The organism is Psychroflexus sediminis, assembly GCF_900099815.1.
GTDB lineage: Bacteria > Bacteroidota > Bacteroidia > Flavobacteriales > Flavobacteriaceae > Psychroflexus > Psychroflexus sediminis.
In genome coordinates this window covers 24,725-43,775 of record NZ_FNCW01000011.1, presented here as the reverse complement: position 1 = coordinate 43,775, position 19,051 = coordinate 24,725, and the positions used below count along the sequence as shown (strand labels likewise).

Sequence of the window (19,051 nt, the reverse complement as noted above, 5' to 3'; positions counted from 1 at the left end):
TGAACAAAAATAATTCATGAACGTCATTTACGGACTTCTCGCTATCAGTATTCTTGTTGCTCTAGTCTTTTTAGGGCTTTTTATTTTTTCTGTCAAAAAAGGTCAATTCGACGATGATTACACACCATCAGTTAGAATGCTTTTCGACGATGAACTGGTAAAAGAAAAAGGAGATGATCAATCAAAAGAAAATTCAAACAATCAACCAAAACAATCTTAACTATGGAGTTACAGCAATTTCATTACGATAATAAAATCGTAAAAAACTTCCTCTATGCCACCATCATTTGGGGTGTTGTTGGAATGTCTGTTGGCCTTTTACTGGCATTTATGTTCATTTTTCCCAATGTCACCGACGGTATTTCCTGGTTGAGTTTTGGCAGGTTAAGACCCTTACATACCAATGCTGTCATTTTTGCTTTTGTGGGGAATGCCATCTTTGCCGGAGTATATTATTCCACGCAGCGTTTATTAAAAGCCAGGATGTTTAGTGATGCCCTTAGTAAAATCAACTTTTGGGGATGGCAACTGATCATTGTTCTGGCAGCAATTACGCTGCCCCTTGGTTTTACAAGTTCCAAGGAATATGCTGAACTTGAATGGCCTATCGATATTTTGATCGCTGTAGTTTGGGTTGTGTTTGGCTGGAACCTTATCGGTACCATCTTAAGAAGACGTCAGCGCCACTTGTATGTTGCGATTTGGTTTTATATCGCCACTTTTATAACGGTTGCCGTACTTCATATTTTTAATAGTCTGGCCTTACCGGTCAATTTGTTTAAGAGTTACTCCGCCTACGCCGGCGTTCAGGATGCTTTGGTACAATGGTGGTACGGGCACAATGCTGTAGCCTTTTTCTTAACGACGCCATTCCTGGGGCTGATGTACTATTTTGTACCTAAAGCTGCTAACAGGCCTATCTATTCCTATAAATTATCGATTATTCACTTCTGGTCATTAATCTTCATATACATCTGGGCGGGGCCTCATCACCTGCTTTACACCGCTTTGCCGGACTGGGCTCAAAATCTTGGTGTCACCTTTTCTGTCATGTTACTGATGCCCTCCTGGGGTGGGATGATCAACGGACTTTTAACCCTTCGTGGAGCCTGGGATAAAGTAAGAACAGACCCTGTTCTTAAGTTTTTTGTAGTCGCTATTACGGGGTATGGTATGGCCACTTTTGAAGGACCCATGCTGTCTCTTAAAAACGTAAATGCCATTGCACACTTTACAGACTGGATTATCGCTCACGTTCACGTTGGAGCTTTGGCCTGGAATGGATTCCTTACGTTTGGTATGGTTTACTGGCTTGTTCCGCGTTTGTTTAAAACCAGATTATTCTCTACAGGACTGGCTAATGTTCACTTTTGGTTAGGGACTCTGGGTATAGTGATGTATGCCTTACCAATGTATGTAGCTGGTTTTTTACAGGCCTCCATGTGGAAGCAGTTCAACCCAAATGGAAGTTTGGTCTACGGAAATTTCCTGGAAACAGTTACTGAAATTATGCCGATGTACTGGATGAGAGCTATAGGAGGTAGTCTTTATATATTGGGAACTTTTGTAATGATTTATAACGTGATCAGAACAGCCAGGTCTGGTTCCAAAGTTGAGGATGAGCTGGCAGAAGCTGCCGCTTTAAGCCGTGGAGGTAAACGAAAAAAAGGAGAAAAATTTCACTCCTGGTTGGAAAGAAAACCAATTCAACTAACGATTCTGGCCACCATAGCTATACTTATTGGAGGAATTGTTCAGATTATACCTACACTTCTGGTGAAGTCCAATATTCCAACCATTACAACAGTTAAGCCCTATACGCCACTGGAATTGGAAGGCCGGGATCTTTATATAAGAGAAGGCTGTGTTGGGTGTCACTCTCAAATGGTAAGACCCTTCCGAAGCGAAGTGGAACGCTATGGGCCTTATGCTAAAGCTGGTGAGTTTGTTTACGACAGACCATTTTTATGGGGAAGTAAGCGCACAGGGCCGGATTTACTAAGAGTTGGCGGGAAATATACAGACAGCTGGCATTTCAAGCATTTATACGATCCTCAAAGTACTTCTCCCGGGTCTATCATGCCAAATTACTCCTGGATAATCAAAAGCAAACTGGATAAGTCAAACACAGAAGATAAGATGCAAACCATGGCAGATTTGGGAGTGCCTTATTCTGAAGAAGAAATAGAAAATGCGCAGGCGTCTATGCTGGCTCAGGGCAGCGAGATTCAGGATAACCTTTATAAAGATCCGGATTTTGTAAGAGCTTATGAAGCCGATAAAATTTATGCAGAGGAAAACAACCTGGACTTTGTAGAGATGAAAAACCGGGAAATTGTAGCCCTTATCGCCTACTTGCAAAGACTGGGTACGGATATCAAAATAAAGACTAACGAAGAAGCTACCACTTCTAACTAAATTTTTGAATTATGTTGAAATTTATAAAAGGACATATGGAAACGATAGAAGGGATAGAAATTTACCCTATTATTTCCCTGCTTATTTTTTTCCTCTTTTTTGTAGTGCTTTTTTGGTGGGTATTCACCGCCAAAAAAGACTATGTGAACGAGGTGAGCCAAATTCCCTTAGATTCTAAAAACGACACCGAATTATGAGAAATCTAGCATCCATTTTCAGAATTATAGCTTTGCCGGCAATAGCCTGGGGAGGCGTTGAACTTCTTTTTGAAACAGAACCGGGACAATGGGCTGTTTTAGAATACCCTAAAACCCTGATTTTTATCGGTTTAATATTTTTGATAGCTGTCGCTGTAGAAGTTTCCGTTGCAGCCCTTCGGTTTACTTTGCTCAGATCACTTTCAGAAGAAAAACAAGAAAAATTTCTGGCTTCAGAACATAAACTCGGAGAGCAATTAAAGGCTAAACTAGAAAAACTTCCAGAACTTTTAACCCGCTCAAAACCTGTTGAAGAAGAAGATGAAATTGAGCTGGATCACAACTACGATGGTATTCGAGAGCTGGACAACAAACTACCACCCTGGTGGCTGTATAGTTTTTATGCGTCTATTGTTTTTGCATTTATTTACATGGCGAGATATCACATTTTTGATGGGGAAACCCAAGTTGAAGAGTTCAAAGCCGAAGTCGCTCAGGCAGAAATTGATATAGCGCGTTATAAAGAAACCGCCAAAGATTTAGTTACAGTGGAAACGGTATCTCTGATGGCCGAGCCCTCAGACTTAGAAGCTGGTAAACAGATCTTCATGAATAATTGCGTGGCTTGTCATAAAATGGATGCAGGCGGAGGAATCGGGCCAAACCTTACCGATGAGTATTGGATTCTAGGCGGTGGTATCAAAAATGTATACCGAACTCTGCTGGAAGGGGGACGGCCCGGGAAAGGGATGGTGTCCTGGAAAAATGATTTTGAGCCTTCAGAACTTCAGCAGGTAGCGAGTTATGTACTCTCACTTCAGGGGACCATGCCGGCTGAGCCAAAGGAACCTGAAGGGGAAGTTTGGACTGAAGAAACGACGGAGTAAATTTATAAAACAGAGAATAAGTGGATAATCAGGAAAAATTTAGAGATAGCATTGGTACTTTGGACCAGGAAGGGAAACGTTCCTGGGTATATCCTAAAAAACCTCATGGCATCTTCTACAAATACAGAAAATACGTCAGTTATTTCCTGTTGCTTTTCCTGTTTGCCGCGCCTTTTATAAAAATCAATGGCCATCAGTTTTTGCTTTTTAATATTTTAGAACGGAAATTCAACATCTTTGGCTTTCCTTTTTGGCCTCAGGATTTCTATTTGTTTGTCATTGCTTTGCTTATCGGAGTGATTTTTATCGCTCTTTTTACCGTTGCTTTTGGACGAATTTTCTGTGGCTGGATTTGTCCGCAAACCATTTTTATGGAAATGGTGTTTAGACGAATTGAATATGCCATTGAGGGCGATCGCGGAAAGCAAATTCGTTTGGATAAAGCACCCTGGAACAAAGACAAGATTCTTAAAAAAGGAACGAAGTGGACGATTTTTGCCATCATCTCCTTTCTTATTGCCAATGTGTTTTTGGCCTATCTTATTAGTAGTGACGAGCTGATAAAATACATCACAAATGGTCCGGCAAGTCATTTAGGTACATTTATCCCCTTGCTCATTTTTACAGCGGTTTTCTATTTCGTATTTGCCTGGTTTAGAGAGCAGGTCTGTATCATAGCCTGTCCTTATGGACGCCTTCAAGGTGTCTTATTGGATGAAAAGTCTATTGTTGTGGCTTACGACCACAAACGCGGAGAACGTGAGGAAGGACGTCAGAGGTTTAGAAAAAATCAGGACAGAGCCGCAGCAGGAGTGGGGGACTGTATCGATTGTTCTCAATGTGTTCACGTCTGCCCTACAGGGATCGATATTAGAAATGGAACGCAGCTGGAATGTGTGAATTGCACTGCCTGTATAGATGTCTGCGACTCTATTATGGAAAGTGTGAATTTGCCAAAGGGGTTAATTCGTTATGCCAGTGAAAATAATATTGAAAAGAAAGCTAAATTTCAATTTACTCCCAGGCTCAAAGGCTACACAGCAGTTCTTGTGATTCTTACGGGCTTTCTAATAGGTCTGTTATTGATCAGAAGCGATGTGGAAGCCAAAGTGCTCAGACTTCCTGGTCAGCTGTATGAACTCAAAGACAATGGTCATATTTCCAATGTATATACCTTTAAACTTTTGAATAAAACCAATACCGTCATGGATAGCGTTCATTTCAAACTGGCTTCTATGCCCGGAGAAATCAAAATGGTAAAAAAAGACTATTTCAGCATAGGTGAAAGCGGGATGGCAAAGGGAACATTTTTTATAGAAGTGGATCCTTCACAGCTAACCGATTCCAATAATGAGATTGAAATAGAGGTGTACAGCAAGGACCGGATCATAGACCGGGCTACAACTAACTTCATGGGACCACAAACCTTTAGATAAAATATTATGAAATTAAACTGGGGAACATCTATCGTTATTGCATTTGTACTTTTCATCGGATTTATCATGGTTATGGTAGTGCAGATGATGTCCAGTGCTGAATTGGAACACGACCTTGTCGTAGAGTCCTACTATCAAAAAGAACTGACCTTTCAGGAAGACTTAGACTCTGCCCAAAACGCTGCAGACTTAGAGCAACAGGTGACTGTGGAAGTGGTTTCTGAAGGGGTTCAGATCAATTTTCCTTCAGAATTCAATGTTTCTGAAATAGATGGGGAAGTATATTTATACAGGCCATCAGATAAGGCTCTGGATTTCACGGTTCAACTCCAGTTAGAAAACAGAGAATACCTGTTGCCGCGCTCATTGATGAAACTGGGTTTGTGGGAAGTAAACCTGAAATTCAATTATAAGGGTGAGGACTATTTGATTCAGAAAAAAATAAGGATCTAAATGTTGTGGACGGCTTTTATTTTGGGACTTTTGGGCAGTTTTCACTGCGTGGGCATGTGCGGACCTATTGCCCTTATGCTCCCTGTAGATCGGCAAAATCCCTGGCGAAAAGCTTTTCAGATTTTCTTGTATCACTTAGGAAGAATAACCACTTATGCGCTAATAGGACTTGTTTTTGGGCTTATTGGTGAAAGTTTTGCCCTCTTTGGTTTCCAACAGCAAGTCTCCATTATCATTGGGGTTATGATGCTTTCTTCTCTTGTTTTTTCTGAATCTGTTCTAGGTAAGCTCAACTTGAGCAAACCCGTATTCAAATGGGTAGGAAAACTAAAGTCCGAGCTTGGCGCATCGTTGAAAAAGAAAGAGCTCGACACCTTCTTTTATCTGGGTTTCCTGAATGGTCTGCTGCCCTGTGGTCTTGTCTACATGGCTGTCTTTGGATCTGTTGCCATTTCAGGCTTGCTTGAAAGTTCTTTATACATGGTTTTCTTCGGGCTGGGAACTGTTCCGCTCATGAGTATTGTCATTTATGCCAAAGCATGGCTTAATTCCGTTTTAAAATTTAACCTCAAACGCCTTATTCCTATTGCTATCGCCATTATTGGTGTTTTGTTTATTCTAAGAGGTTTAGGTTTAGGTATTCCTTATGTTTCACCAAAACCTGCACAAACTCAAGTGACTTCTTCCATGGAATGTCATTAAACTTCTATTTTCATTTTATCTACTTGTAAGCAGCTTCGAAAACGATTAAGTTCAATAATAACTCAATTTTAACATAATTAATACTAAATTATATCTCTTTAGCTAATGATATTATTGGCAATTAACTAGTTTTAGGAAATAATCCTTAGAATAGTAGTTTGTTATGAAGAGAGAATCCATGTATGATGAGAGTTTTGAACATGATGCCTGTGGTATTGGAAGCGTCATAAATATCGATGGTAAAAAAGAACATCGAGTGATTGATGATGCCTTAACCATGCTGGAGAATATGGAGCATCGCGGAGGGACTGGCTCCGATCCGGAAACAGGGGATGGTGCTGGTATTCTTATTCAAATCGATAATGATTTTATCGAAGAAATTGCTGAAGAAATTCATGCGGATACCGATCCTGAAAAACCCATAGGCATAGGAATGCTTTTTTTTCCAAAAGTTCAAAGTGTTGCTAATCAATGCATCGGTATTTTAGAAAAACATGCAGAGGAGCTAAATCTCAAAATCCTGGGTTATCGTTTAGTTCCTGTGGATTCCAAAGTGCCTGGGATGGGAGCAAAACCCGTAGAGCCCTCGATTCAGCAGATTCTTATTCAGCCCAAAAACAATATGTCTGAGGAAGACCTGGAACGAAAACTCTTTGTGTTTAGAAATTATACAACGCATTATATAGGACATCATGTTCAGGGAAATAATAAGGCTTTTTATGTCTGTAGTATGTCTGCAAAGACGATCATTTATAAAGGACAGCTCAGAACCAGTCAGCTCAGAGACTATTATGAGGACTTAAGAAATCCAAATTTTAAATCTGCTTTTGCTATTATACATTCCCGATTTTCTACCAATACCTTTCCCAACTGGAAACTGGCTCAGCCTTTTCACTTTATATCTCATAATGGAGAAATCAATACCATTCGCGGGAATGTGACTAAAATGAAGTCTAAGGAAGCTAACTTCAAATCGAAAGTCTTTTCGGAGGAGGACCTTCAGCGCTTATTACCCGTAACCAATCCGGAACATTCAGATTCTGCCAACCTGGATAGCCTTGTTGAAATGCTGGTCATGGACGGCCGCCCCTTGGAACATGTCATGATGATGCTTGTTCCGGAAGCCTGGCAGGACAATAAATCTATTGATCCAGAGCGAAAGGCGTTTTACAAATACCATGCTTCCATTATGGAACCCTGGGATGGTCCGGCAGCCCTTATTTTTACAGATGGTAAACGCGTAGGCGCAACTTTGGACAGAAACGGATTAAGGCCCTCAAGATATTGCATTACGTCTACCAATCGTCTCATTATCTCTTCTGAAGCCGGAGCACTTCCGGTAAAATCTTCAGAAATTATTAAGAAAGGAAGACTTCAGCCGGGACGTATGATTTTGGCTGATTTGAATCAAAATAAAGTGCTTTATGATGATGAAATCAAAAACCGAATTGTTAAGGATAAACCTTACCAGCAGTGGATTGTTAATCAGCGTATCAAATTAAGGCTGCAACCTGTACCCGAATTTGAAAAAGAGCAGCTTACCGGTGAACAGCTTCTTCATCTCCAAAATGCCTTCGGCTATACTTCAGAAGAATTGAAAGTTATTCTGGCTGATATGGCCGTCAGGGCAACAGAACCGATTGGCTCTATGGGAGCAGATACGCCACTGGCCATCTTGAGCAAGCAAAGCCAGCATGTGGCCAATTACTTCAAGCAATTGTTTGCACAGGTGAGTAATCCACCTATAGATCCTATTCGAGAGCGAATGGTTATGTCCTTATTCACAAGAGTAGGAGAAAGTCTGAATATTCTTGACGAAACTGAATTGCATACCAAACAGATACATATTTCCCAGCCCGTATTGCTGGACTCTGATATTGAAAAGTTCAAAAATTTAAAGGATAAAGGCTTTGATTATGCCTTTATCGATTGTGTATTTGATGCAGATGGAAAACCGGGAAGCCTGGAAAGAGGTATCGATGCGGCCTGTAAAGCTGCAGAAGATGCTGTGAAATCGGGTAAAAAAGTTCTTATTTTAACCGATAAGCCTATAAGCAAAACACGGGCGCCCATTCCTTCATTACTTTCTACCGGAGCAGTACATCACCACCTGGTCAAACTGAATTTAAGAACCAAATCCGGTATAGTGGTTCAGGCGGGAGACGTGAGAGAAACGCATCATTACGCCACGCTTATCGGTTATGGAGCAAGCGCTGTTCACCCTTATTTAGCGCTTCAATCCATAGATCATCTTCAAACTCAGGGAAAACTTGATGCAGACATCAGTATAGAGAAGGCCCAGGCCAACTATCAGCAGGCTATAGGTTATGGTTTGCTGAAAATTCTTTCAAAAATGGGAATCAGTACGGTGCAGTCTTATCAAAGTGCTCAGATTTTTGAGGCACTGGGCTTGCATACTACGGTGATAGAAAAATGCTTTAAAGGCACGATTTCAAGAATAGAAGGTATCGACTTTGATGGTTTAGCCCGCGAGGTTTTGGTAAGGCATCAGAAGGCCTATCCCCAAAATGAAGAGGTTAAAAAAAGCCTGGAAGTTGGTGGCGTTTATCAGTGGAAGCGAAAAGGTGAAAAGCATCTGTTTAACCCGGAAAGCATTCACCTGCTTCAACGTTCCACGCAAACAGACAATTTTTCACTGTATAAAAAATTCGCCAAAACGGTCAACGATCAACTTAAAGATACGCTGACCTTAAGAGGTTTACTGGAATTTAAAAAACGAACGCCCATACCGCTTTCTGAAGTGGAACCTGCAGAAGAGATCATGAAACGCTTTGCAACGGGGGCTATGTCTTTTGGCTCCATTTCCCATGAAGCCCATTCTACTTTAGCGATAGCTATGAATAGAATTGGTGCCAAAAGCAATAGTGGAGAGGGCGGTGAAGACGAAGCCAGATTTGAAGTAAAACCCAATGGGGAATGGGAACGTTCAGCGATTAAGCAGGTAGCCTCAGGCCGATTTGGGGTGACCAGTTATTACCTCACCAATGCCGAGGAATTACAAATTAAAATGGCTCAGGGAGCCAAACCGGGAGAAGGAGGTCAGTTACCAGGCCATAAAGTAGATGAGTGGATTGGCAGAGTAAGGCACTCCACGCCAGGCGTTGGATTGATTTCACCGCCACCGCACCACGATATTTATTCCATCGAAGATTTAGCACAACTTATTTTCGACTTAAAAAATGCCAATAGACATGCCAGAATCAATGTAAAACTGGTCTCCCAGGCGGGAGTTGGCACTGTAGCCGCTGGGGTCTCTAAAGCCAATGCCGATGTCGTTTTAATTTCCGGGGCCGACGGGGGTACCGGAGCTTCTCCGTTAAGTTCCATTCGGCATGCCGGATTACCCTGGGAGCTGGGACTTTCTGAAGCGCATCAAACGCTGGTAAAAAACAATTTAAGAAGCAGAATAACGGTTCAGGCCGATGGTCAGTTGAGAACGGGAAGAGATATAGCCATAGCCACCTTACTAGGCGCTGAAGAATGGGGGATTTCCACAGCCGCATTGATTGTGGAAGGCTGTATCATGATGAGAAAATGCCATACCAATACCTGTCCTGTGGGGGTGGCCACACAAAATCCGGAACTGAGAAAACTATTTACGGGTAATCCAGACCATGTGGTCAATTACTTTAGATTTTTGGCGGAAGATCTGCGGGAAATCATGTCCCAACTGGGGTTTAAAACCATCAATGCTATGGTTGGTCATTCGGAAGTGATGAAAATAAGCAAGGACGTCCCTTTTTGGAAATTGAAAGACCTGGATTTAAGCCCGATTTTATACCAGGAGAACATCGCAGAACAGGTGGGTGTTTTTAAACAGATAGAACAGGACCATGAAATCGATAACGTCCTGGACCGGCAGCTTCTTGACGATGCCAGGCCTGTTTTTGAACAGGGAACTCAGGTCAAAAAATCCTATTCCATCAGAAACATAGATCGGGCTACAGGAGCTATTTTATCCAATGAAATCAGTAAAAAATTCAAAGCAGAGGGATTGAAAGACGATACAATTCATTCTAAATTTGAAGGTTCTGCAGGACAGAGTTTTGGATCTTTTCTAGCCAAGGGAGTCACCTTTGAAATTGAAGGAGAATCCAATGATTATTTTGGTAAAGGCTTGTCTGGCGGAAAATTGATCATCTACCCCCCTAAGTCAGCTGGATTTAAATCAGAAGAAAATATCATCGTAGGCAATGTGGCTTTTTACGGAGCAACTTCAGGAACAGCTTACATCAACGGCATGGCTGGCGAGCGTTTTGCCGTCAGGAATTCTGGAGTGGAAGCGGTTGTGGAAGGGGTTGGAGATCATGCCTGCGAGTATATGACAGGCGGTAAAGTTGTGATTTTGGGAGAAACCGGTAAAAATTTCGCTGCTGGAATGAGCGGAGGTATTGCTTATGTACTGGATGAGAAAGCCAGCTTTAAGAAGAACTGCAATATTGCTATGGTCGGCCTGGAAACGCCCTCAAAAGATAACTTTAACGAGCTTAAAAGCTTAATAGAAACCCATTTTCAACTGACCGGGAGTCAAAAAGCTAAAGGGATTCTGGATGATTTTGAAGCCATGAAAACGCAATTCGTCAAAATCATTCCACACGAATACAAGCGTATTTTGGAAGAAAAAGAAAAACAAGAACAAAAAATAGTAGCCTAATGGGACAACACGACGGATTTTTGAAACATGACAGGGAGTTGCCAAGTAGCAGACCCCCGGAACTAAGGATAGGCGATTTTAAAGAAATATTTGAGCCGTTTCCAGAAGAAAAGACCAAAACTCAGGCGGCCCGATGTATGGATTGCGGGGTTCCGTTTTGCCATTCGGGCTGTCCGCTGGGTAACATCATTCCGGAATTCAACGAAGCCGTTCATGATGAAAACTGGAAGGATGCAGCTTCGATTTTATATTCTACCAACAACTTTCCCGAATTTACAGGACGTATTTGTCCGGCACCCTGCGAAGCCAGTTGTGTATTAGGCATCAATAAGCCTCCTGTGGCGATTGAACATATAGAAAAATCAATTGCAGAAAAAGCGCATGAACTAGGCTATATCAAAGCAACTCCTCCAAAACAGCGGACAGGAAAAAAAGTAGCAGTGATCGGTTCAGGTCCGGCGGGATTGGCCGCAGCCGATCAGCTCAATAAGGCAGGACATTGGGTGACGGTTTACGAAAGAGATCCGGCTATAGGTGGTTTGCTGAGGTATGGTATTCCGGATTTTAAGCTAGAAAAATGGGTGGTGGATCGTAGAATCCAAATCATGGATGAGGAAGGTGTTCGGTTTAAAGTGAATGCTGAGGTTGGAAAAACCATCAATCCGGATATGCTTAAGGATGACTTTGATTCTATAGTGGTTTGTACGGGTTCTACGGTTCCCAGAAACCTCTCTATTCCCGGTCGTGAGCTTAAAGGCATTCATTATGCGATGGATTTCCTGAGCTTACAAAACAAAGAGATAGCAGGAATCAAATTTGACGACAAGATTTCAGCAAAGGGCAAGAACGTGGTTGTTATCGGTGGAGGAGATACGGGATCGGACTGTATTGGAACTTCCCACAGGCAAGGAGCAGCTTCGGTCTTGCAACTCGAGTTGATGCCCAAACCACAAAGCAAAAGAGGAGAAAACGACCCCTGGCCAATGTGGCCCATGACCCTGAGAACTTCTTCGTCTCATGAAGAAGGTGGCGAACGAAAATGGAGCACCCTGACTAAAGCATTTATAGGTAATGATAGAGCTGAACTTACCCACATCAAGCTTGTAGATCTGGAATGGGTTAATGAAGGCGGAAGACAACAGATGAAAGAAATAGAAGGTACAGAACGTTTAATTCCCTGTGAGCTTGCTTTGCTGGCTGTTGGTTTTACTCAGCCGGAAAGTTCTCTTTTGGAGCATCTTGGTGTTTCTCAAACCAAATCTGGAATTATAGATTCCACTGATTATACAACCAATGTAGAATCCATTTTTGCAGCCGGAGATGCCCGCAGGGGGCAGTCTTTGGTCGTATGGGCTATTTCGGAAGGAAGAGAAGCCGCACGGGAAGTAGACGAGTACCTGATGGGGAGTACAGAGCTGCCTTCTAAGAATGATTCCTTTTTAAGCCTTGAAGTTTAAAAGTTTATTTTTATTTTAGAGAAAAATTTTGAAAACGACTTCATACGCCAGGGTTGACCAAACAGCATTTCCACTTATCACGGTGACATTCACAGGAGAAAAAAGCACCAATGCCAATTTTAAGGCTTACCTAAAGGAATTGGATGACTGTTATTTTGCCCAGCAAAAATTGGCTATTGTTTTTGATGCCAGCCAAGCGGTTGTGCCCAGGATTTCTCATCAGATACTGCAGGCCAACTGGTTAAAGGAAAATACAAGCCTGATGCAGGACTACTGCAAAGGAACTGCTTACGTCATTCCAAACAAAACCATACAATGGGTCTTGAAGATGATTTTTCTGCTTCAAAAGCAGCCTGTTCCCTATGAAGTGTTTTCGACTTACAAAGATGCGCAGGTGTGGTGCTGGAGCCAGCTTCAGAAGGACTGATTCATTTTCTTCGGAAGTTATCGCGGTTTACTTTAGGCTTTAAAAACCTTTCTTAAAACTGACTGAAATCATATAAATCTTTGTTCAAGTCATAGCCAACTTGCACTTGAGTCTGTATTTTTGTTATTTAACATAAGATCAAAAGATATGATATATCAACTCAATAAAGTAACAGCTGAAGAGGCTGTTTCAAAAGTAAAATCAGGAGATAGAGTGTTCATTCAGGGTGCTGCAATGACCCCTTTAAAATTGATAGATGCTTTGGTCTCCAGACATGAATCTTTGGAAAATGTTGAAATCATGCACATGCATACCGAAGGACAGGCGGCATACTCGGAAGAGCAATATTCTAAAGCTTTCAAAATAAACAGTGTTTTTGTAGGCGGAAATGTAAGGAATTCGTTGAGAAAAGGAAACGGAGATTATATCCCTATTTTTCTTAGCGAAATTCACAGACTGTTTAGGCGTTCAATTTTGCCACTGGATGTTGCCTTTATTCAGGTTTCACCACCAGATAAACATGGATTTTGCTCGCTTGGAGTATCTGTGGATATTACAATTCCAGCCATTCAAACAGCAAAACTGGTGATTGCGCAAGTCAATCCCAAAGTCCCTAGAACTCATGGGGATGGCATTATTCACCTGAATGAACTGGATTTTGCAATAGAAGTCGATGAGCCCATATTTGGTCATGAACAGGCACCGGTATCTGAACTGGAAAGTAAAATCGGTGCCAATGTGGCTAGTCTTGTTGAAGATGGGGCAACTTTACAAATGGGAATTGGCGGTATTCCCAATGCTGCCCTCAAAAATTTAGGAAACCACAAAAACCTCGGTATTCATACCGAAATGTTTTCAGATGGAATTTTGCCGCTGGTAGAAAGCGGTGTGATTAACGGAAGTCAGAAGGAAGTAAAAACAGGTAAAATTGTAACCTGTTTTGCAGTGGGGTCTCAAAAACTTTACGATTTTATGGATGACAATCCTTTGGTGCACATGAAAGAAGCCGCTTACACCAACGATACGGCGATTATTAGACGTAACCCCAGGGTAACGGCAATCAATTCGGCCATAGAAATTGACCTTACAGGTCAGGTTTGTGCGGATACTATTGGAAAAATGCAGTTTTCGGGCGTGGGAGGTCAGATGGATTTTATTCGTGGCGCTTCGTTATCTGATGGAGGTAAAGCTATCATTGCCATGCCTTCGGTCACCAATAAAGGCATTTCTAAGATAACGCCTTTCTTAAATGAAGGCGCAGGGGTGACGACAACACGTGCTCACGTTCATTACATTGTTACTGAATATGGTGTGGTTAATCTTTACGGCAAAAATTTAAAACAAAGAGCGGAAGCCTTAATCTCCATTGCCCATCCAGATCAGCGTGAGCGTCTGACCAAGGCTGCTTACGAGCGTTTTAAATCTGTGTAAAGAGTAGATTTTATCCAGTTAATATTTTAAATATATACTTATGAGCCAGAAATTTAATGAAATTATACAAAGTGAAACTCCCGTTTTAATCGATTTCTTTGCAGACTGGTGTGGACCCTGCAAGATGTTGGCCCCCATTTTAAAAGAGGTCAAAGAAGAACTTGGAGATAAAGTGAAAATTATCAAAATCGATGTTGATAAAAACGAACAGTTAGCTGCCAAATACCAGGTAAGAGGCGTGCCAACTATGATTATTTTCAAAAGTGGAGAACAAAAGTGGAGACAAAGTGGAGTCCTGCAAAAAGATGAGATTGTTCAGGTGATACAGTCCAATTCTTAAATTATTTCTAGACATTACATTAAAAAGCACCTTTTAAAAGGTGCTTTTTTGGTTTAAAAAGGCTTATCAAATTTAAATCTTTAATGTCAGGACAGGACGATCTGAATGATTGACTACATCTTCACTGATACTGCCGTTAAAGAAATGGGAAAGTCCTTTTCTTCCGTGCGTTGGAATAATAATCAGATCGGCCTTAAGATATTCTGCACCATTAATAACTCCTTGTTCAATGCTGTAATCATTGAAGATTTCAATATTTTTTTTGTTAAGTGGCATTTCCACTTTGTTGAGGAACACGCGCATCTGTTCTTGAATTTCCAGGGTACTGCTGAATTGATTCCCAGGTAAATTCACATAAAGCATTTGCATTTTTGCATCAAAACTCTCAGCAAATTTTTTTGCTTTTCTATAGGGTTCAATATTTTCTAATTCAAAATCAGAAGCGAAAACTACAGTTTTAATAGAGATGTCTTTAATCTCATTTTTAACGACAAGGACAGGAACTTCAGAATATCTGACAACCTTCTCAGTGTTTGAGCCGATGACGATCTCTTCTAAACCTGATGAACCACTGGAGCCCATTACGATCATATCGATATTATTTTTTTCCACGACTTCGCTGATGGCTATGGAAGTAGATCCAGGTTCAACGTGATCTATAAGATCAATGCCTTTCAAATAGTCCTTTTTTAAGAAATTTTCAAAACGTTCCTTGGCCAGTTTCATGAAGAAAACGATCTGTTCGTCATTGACATTAAACTGTTCTGCGCCGAAAAGCGATTCTGCAAGTTCAATCACGTGTAATACATGAAGCTCAGCATCGTTTCTTTTGGCAAGCTCTGCCGCAACCTTAAGTGCGTTTTCGGAGGGTGTTGAAAAATCAACGGGAACAAGTATTTTTTTCATAGTGGTAGGTTTAAATAGTCATTGAAAATAATTGTGATTCTGATTTTTTAGCTTTTAACCTTAAATCAAATGCCATACATATGTTTCTTATAAAAGCTTTGCCAGCGGGGTTTACTCGGATAAAGTCATCTTGCACTGTCAATAGCATATCAGATTCAAATTCGGCTAAGTCATTTTTTATCTCTAATTGGGTATTTATATCTAATCCATCCAGATTCGATTCAAAGTGGCACATTAAATTTAAGATTTTTCTTCTGATTATAAGATCAGTTTCATCTAAAATGTGACCTCTGGACACGGGTAATTCATTTTGTGTCAGGCTGTCGTAATACTGATTCAGGTTTTTTTGATTTTGAGAAAAGCCAAACCAGCTGTCGCTGATGGCAGAAACACCAAGTCCAATCATTTTGTCGGTTTTGGTTGTGGTATACCCCATAAAGTTTCTGTGGAGGCTTTTATTTTGAAAAGCGATGGCCATTTCATCCTCTGGTAAAGCGAAGTGATCCATACCAATTTCGATATAGCCCTTTTCTTCAAGCATTTTCTTACCCATCTCATACTGTTGGCGTTTTAATTTTGCCGAGGGTAAATCCTTTTCATCATAGCCGCGCTGACCGTTTCCTTTGGTCCAGGGAACATGGGCATAACTGTAAAAGGCAATGCGGTCTGGCATCAAGGCGGTGGTTTTATTTATGGTAGCGATGACATCTTCCAGGGTTTGCATTGGTAAACCATAAATTAAGTCATGACTCACAGACTTGTAGCCGAAAGCACGGGATTGCTCTGTGATGCTTTTGACGGTTTCAAAAGACTGTATTCTGTGTATAGCGAGCTGGACTTTGGGGTTATAATCCTGAATGCCATAACTCACCCGGTCAAAGCCGAGACTGCTTAAGGTTTTAAGATGATTTACTGTGGTATTGTTGGGATGTCCTTCAAAACTGAAGCTAATGTCTTCCGGCAGTTCGCAGGAGCCCTTGATGGTTTCTAAAAGATATTTTAAATGCTCTGGATCGAAAAAAGTAGGGGTTCCTCCTCCAAGATGTATTTCTTTTAAAACTGGTTTTTCCTGAAGAATCTCAAGATACATGCTCCATTCTTTCAATAAGGCTTCTATATAGGGAAGTTCAACTTCGTGTCTTTTGGTGATGCGTTTGTTGCAGGCACAAAACGTACATAAGCTTTCACAAAATGGAAGGTGGATGTACAAGCTTATTTCACGTGATGCATCCTCTTTTTGTAAACTTTTGATCCATGAAGATCTAGTGTAAGTGGATTCATCCCAAAAGGGAACCGTTGGGTAACTTGTGTATCTGGGTCCCGGAACATTGTATTTCTGAATTAAGGCTTGCATGTACATTGCTTTTATTCAAAAATACTGAGCGCTTTAATCTCATAAAATGATAATAATCAGCAAACTGTAAAAAAACAAAATAGTGCAAAAAAGGATTGGTATATTTGTATAAAAAGACCACATGCCCAAAATCAAAGACATAAGTCTGGTCGCTGTTCAGTTTTTATTGATACTGGCATTTTTTCTCGACATTCACTGGTTTTCGATCAGCTTTATGGAGCATTTCCTGTGGTTTTATCTCGGTATGGTGGGTGTCGTTATTTCCGTGGCAGCGCTTTTGCAAATGAATTTGCATCTGTCTCCATTTCCCACCCCTAAGCCAAATTCCAAACTCATCACTAACGGAGCCTACAGGCTAAGCCGACATCCTATGTATACAGGAATTTTGATTTTTATGTTCAGCTTTTCGTTTTGGCTGGGTGATGGTTATAAGCTTTGCATCAGTCTGGCCATTTTAGTCTTGTTTTATTACAAAACAAACTATGAAGAATCCCTTCTTGAATCTATGTTTGACGATTATAAAGCCTACAAATCAAAGACCGGCCGGTTTTACCCCAAATTTTAAGTGCTAGCTTCTCAGATAACTTGCCCCATTCACGTCAATGATGCTCCCGGATGAGTAAGCAGCTTCATCTGAGGCCAGAAATAAAATGGCATGCGCTACTTCTTCAGGTTTGGCCATCCTATGAAACGGAGTTTCATTGAGCATGGTCTCTCTTTCATCAGGAGTTAAGGTTTCGGTTGCCATGTCTGTTTCTGTAAACCCGGGCGCTACCACGCCAACGTAAATCTTATGGGGAGCCAGTTTTTTGGCCAGGGACTGACTTAAGGCATTAAGACCGGCTTTGCTTGCGCCATAAGCGGGCTGCTCAGGCTCACCTCGAAAAGCTCCCCTGGAAGACACATTAACGATATTTCCGCCTCCAGCCTTAATCATATGCCGGGCCACGATATAAGACAGGTTCGCTGCAGCGAAAAGATTGGTTTGCAGCGTTTTTTCCCAGGCCGACGTCCAGTCATCAAAGTTTACCTCCTCCAGGTTGTGAGAGATCGCAATTCCTGCATTATTAACCAGCACATCTATTTTGTCAAACTTATTTATAAAATCACCGATGAGTGCTGCGGCTTCTTCTTTTTTTGAAATGTCGTATTGAAAAAGTTCATGTCCGTCTCCAGAAAGTTCGGCAAGTGTTTTTTCAGCTTCATCGATTCGGCTTTTAAAGTTGATCCCTACTTTAGCCCCTTTGCTGGCAAAAGCTATAGCGGTAGCTCTACCTATTCCTCTTGAAGCTCCTGTGATTAAAACATTTTTATTTTTAAAATCCATGGCTTGGTTTGTATTCGATTCGTCTAAAAATAAGACTTTTCAATAGGATGACAGGGTAAATTTAAAAAATAATAAAGCTTAATTATCAGTTTAAAATTTAAAAGACTATTGTGATTTATGATACATAAGAACTCAAGTGGAGGATTTAAATTTGCAACAGATTATGGAAAAATATACAGACATTTTTTTGAATTCATTTTCGGGTTATTTTAACTACCTGATGAATGAAATTCAAAACCCATCGCTCACCAATTACTTTTGGTGGCTGATTGGTCTATCGGTTTTGGTGCTATCTATGGAAATCATCATTCCCTGGCGAAAAGATCAGAAAATTATTCGCAAGGGCTTCTGGCTTGATGTTTTTTATGTGTTCTTCAATTTCTTTATTTTTTCGCTCATAGGTTATAATGCGATATCCAACGTATTTGTAGAATTGTTTAATGATTTTCTGGGTCTATTCGGTATTGAAAATATAATAGCCTTTCATATTCAGAATTTCCCGATCTGGTCTCAGTTTTTAATCCTGTTTCTGGTAGCTGATTTTATACAATGGAATGTACATATTCAGTTGCATAAACGTTCCTGGTTGTGGAAGTTTCATAAAGTTCATCACAGCGTCAAAGAAATGGGCTTTGCTGCTCAGTTCAGATTTCATTTTATGGAAACCCTCATTTATAAAGCGATTCAGTATATTCCTCTGGCCATGATTGGCTTTGGGATCCAGGAATTTTTTATCGTACACATGTTTGGCGTTTTGATAGGTCACCTCAATCACGCCAATCTGGGCTGGGACTATGGCCCTTTTAAATACATCTTTAACAATCCCAAAATGCATATCTGGCATCATTCTAAAGCCTTACCGGTTGAGCATCCCTTCGGCATGAATTTCGGCTTAAGCTTGAGTCTTTGGGATTATCTCTTTGGAACAGCTCATGTTCCTGAGAATGGAAAGGATATTGAACTTGGGTTTGAAAATGATGAAAACTATCCTCAGGACTTTTGGAATCAGCTTAAGAAGCCATTTAAGGAGTAAATTCCTGT

General features: G+C 40.9%; 17 protein-coding genes. 14 read left to right on the top strand and 3 right to left on the bottom strand.

The window, feature by feature from the left end:
- Nucleotides 1-16: 16 nt before the first annotated feature.
- The 12 genes from ccoS (at nt 17) to trxA (ending at nt 14,423) form a co-directional block, all read left to right on the top strand.
- Entirely contained in the window at nt 17-220 is a 204-nt protein-coding gene (gene ccoS, locus BLP81_RS10890; RefSeq protein ID WP_093368562.1) for a cbb3-type cytochrome oxidase assembly protein CcoS, read from the top strand.
- A 2-nt stretch (nt 221-222) separates the two neighbouring features.
- Nucleotides 223-2,418, top strand: a complete 2,196-nt coding sequence (ccoN, locus tag BLP81_RS10885) for a cytochrome-c oxidase, cbb3-type subunit I (RefSeq protein ID WP_093368560.1) — start codon at nt 223-225, stop codon at nt 2,416-2,418.
- A gap of 11 nt (nt 2,419-2,429) precedes the next feature.
- Nucleotides 2,430-2,615, top strand: a complete 186-nt coding sequence (locus BLP81_RS10880; protein WP_093368558.1) for a CcoQ/FixQ family Cbb3-type cytochrome c oxidase assembly chaperone — start codon at nt 2,430-2,432, stop codon at nt 2,613-2,615.
- Entirely contained in the window at nt 2,612-3,502 is an 891-nt protein-coding gene (locus BLP81_RS10875) for a cbb3-type cytochrome c oxidase N-terminal domain-containing protein (RefSeq protein ID WP_093368555.1), read from the top strand. Before BLP81_RS10880 ends, BLP81_RS10875 begins: the two co-directional genes overlap by 4 nt.
- Before the next feature lie 20 nt (nt 3,503-3,522).
- On the top strand, nt 3,523-4,938 hold the full coding sequence (gene ccoG / locus BLP81_RS10870; RefSeq protein ID WP_093368553.1) for a cytochrome c oxidase accessory protein CcoG: 1,416 nt from the start codon (nt 3,523-3,525) through the stop codon (nt 4,936-4,938).
- Between the two features lie 6 nt (nt 4,939-4,944).
- Nucleotides 4,945-5,391: a FixH family protein gene (locus BLP81_RS10865; RefSeq protein ID WP_093368551.1), complete on the top strand. Its 447-nt coding sequence runs from the start codon at nt 4,945-4,947 to the stop codon at nt 5,389-5,391.
- On the top strand, nt 5,392-6,093 hold the full coding sequence (locus BLP81_RS10860) for a sulfite exporter TauE/SafE family protein (protein ID WP_093368549.1): 702 nt from the start codon (nt 5,392-5,394) through the stop codon (nt 6,091-6,093). It abuts the gene before it with no gap.
- 163 nt (nt 6,094-6,256) lie between these two features.
- Complete coding sequence (gltB, locus tag BLP81_RS10855; protein WP_093368547.1) at nt 6,257-10,768, top strand: glutamate synthase large subunit; 4,512 nt, start codon at nt 6,257-6,259, stop codon at nt 10,766-10,768.
- Complete coding sequence (locus tag BLP81_RS10850) at nt 10,768-12,225, top strand: glutamate synthase subunit beta (protein WP_093368545.1); 1,458 nt, start codon at nt 10,768-10,770, stop codon at nt 12,223-12,225. The genes gltB and BLP81_RS10850 overlap by 1 nt, the downstream gene beginning before the upstream one ends.
- A gap of 28 nt (nt 12,226-12,253) precedes the next feature.
- Entirely contained in the window at nt 12,254-12,652 is a 399-nt protein-coding gene (locus BLP81_RS10845; protein ID WP_093368543.1) for a hypothetical protein, read from the top strand.
- Between the two features lie 147 nt (nt 12,653-12,799).
- Nucleotides 12,800-14,083, top strand: a complete 1,284-nt coding sequence (locus BLP81_RS10840; protein ID WP_093368540.1) for an acetyl-CoA hydrolase/transferase family protein — start codon at nt 12,800-12,802, stop codon at nt 14,081-14,083.
- A gap of 40 nt (nt 14,084-14,123) precedes the next feature.
- A complete protein-coding gene (gene trxA, locus BLP81_RS10835) occupies nt 14,124-14,423 on the top strand; it encodes a thioredoxin (protein WP_093368537.1) in 300 nt (99 codons plus the stop codon).
- A gap of 72 nt (nt 14,424-14,495) precedes the next feature.
- On the opposite strand, the gene BLP81_RS10830 is transcribed toward trxA, so the two are convergent.
- Together BLP81_RS10830 and hemN are read right to left on the bottom strand one after the other, a co-directional pair.
- Nucleotides 14,496-15,329: a universal stress protein gene (locus BLP81_RS10830; protein ID WP_093368534.1), complete on the bottom strand. Its 834-nt coding sequence runs from the start codon at nt 15,327-15,329 to the stop codon at nt 14,496-14,498.
- A gap of 10 nt (nt 15,330-15,339) precedes the next feature.
- On the bottom strand, nt 15,340-16,683 hold the full coding sequence (gene hemN / locus BLP81_RS10825; RefSeq protein WP_093368531.1) for an oxygen-independent coproporphyrinogen III oxidase: 1,344 nt from the start codon (nt 16,681-16,683) through the stop codon (nt 15,340-15,342).
- A gap of 121 nt (nt 16,684-16,804) precedes the next feature.
- Between hemN and BLP81_RS10820 the strand changes: the two genes are divergently transcribed.
- On the top strand, nt 16,805-17,248 hold the full coding sequence (locus tag BLP81_RS10820) for a methyltransferase family protein (protein WP_093368529.1): 444 nt from the start codon (nt 16,805-16,807) through the stop codon (nt 17,246-17,248).
- Nucleotides 17,249-17,251: 3 nt separating this feature from the next.
- Here BLP81_RS10820 and BLP81_RS10815 read toward each other — a convergent pair whose 3' ends face one another.
- Complete coding sequence (locus BLP81_RS10815; protein WP_093368526.1) at nt 17,252-18,010, bottom strand: SDR family NAD(P)-dependent oxidoreductase; 759 nt, start codon at nt 18,008-18,010, stop codon at nt 17,252-17,254.
- A gap of 163 nt (nt 18,011-18,173) precedes the next feature.
- Between BLP81_RS10815 and BLP81_RS10810 the strand changes: the two genes are divergently transcribed.
- A complete protein-coding gene (locus BLP81_RS10810; protein ID WP_093368523.1) occupies nt 18,174-19,043 on the top strand; it encodes a sterol desaturase family protein in 870 nt (289 codons plus the stop codon).
- Nucleotides 19,044-19,051: the final 8 nt, after the last annotated feature.

Bases quoted from the DNA above. Each gene is read 5' to 3' on its own strand.
- ccoS (WP_093368562.1), top strand. From the start codon at position 17: ATGAACGTCATTTACGGACTTCTCGCTATCAGTATTCTTGTTGCTCTA.
- ccoN (WP_093368560.1), top strand. From the start codon at position 223: ATGGAGTTACAGCAATTTCATTACGATAATAAAATCGTAAAAAACTTC.
- BLP81_RS10880 (WP_093368558.1), top strand. From the start codon at position 2,430: ATGTTGAAATTTATAAAAGGACATATGGAAACGATAGAAGGGATAGAA.
- BLP81_RS10875 (WP_093368555.1), top strand. From the start codon at position 2,612: ATGAGAAATCTAGCATCCATTTTCAGAATTATAGCTTTGCCGGCAATA.
- BLP81_RS10865 (WP_093368551.1), top strand. From the start codon at position 4,945: ATGAAATTAAACTGGGGAACATCTATCGTTATTGCATTTGTACTTTTC.
- BLP81_RS10860 (WP_093368549.1), top strand. From the start codon at position 5,392: ATGTTGTGGACGGCTTTTATTTTGGGACTTTTGGGCAGTTTTCACTGC.
- gltB (WP_093368547.1), top strand. From the start codon at position 6,257: ATGAAGAGAGAATCCATGTATGATGAGAGTTTTGAACATGATGCCTGT.
- BLP81_RS10850 (WP_093368545.1), top strand. From the start codon at position 10,768: ATGGGACAACACGACGGATTTTTGAAACATGACAGGGAGTTGCCAAGT.
- BLP81_RS10840 (WP_093368540.1), top strand. From the start codon at position 12,800: ATGATATATCAACTCAATAAAGTAACAGCTGAAGAGGCTGTTTCAAAA.
- trxA (WP_093368537.1), top strand. From the start codon at position 14,124: ATGAGCCAGAAATTTAATGAAATTATACAAAGTGAAACTCCCGTTTTA.
- BLP81_RS10830 (WP_093368534.1), bottom strand. From the start codon at position 15,329: ATGAAAAAAATACTTGTTCCCGTTGATTTTTCAACACCCTCCGAAAAC.
- hemN (WP_093368531.1), bottom strand. From the start codon at position 16,683: ATGCAAGCCTTAATTCAGAAATACAATGTTCCGGGACCCAGATACACA.
- BLP81_RS10820 (WP_093368529.1), top strand. From the start codon at position 16,805: ATGCCCAAAATCAAAGACATAAGTCTGGTCGCTGTTCAGTTTTTATTG.
- BLP81_RS10815 (WP_093368526.1), bottom strand. From the start codon at position 18,010: ATGGATTTTAAAAATAAAAATGTTTTAATCACAGGAGCTTCAAGAGGA.
- BLP81_RS10810 (WP_093368523.1), top strand. From the start codon at position 18,174: ATGGAAAAATATACAGACATTTTTTTGAATTCATTTTCGGGTTATTTT.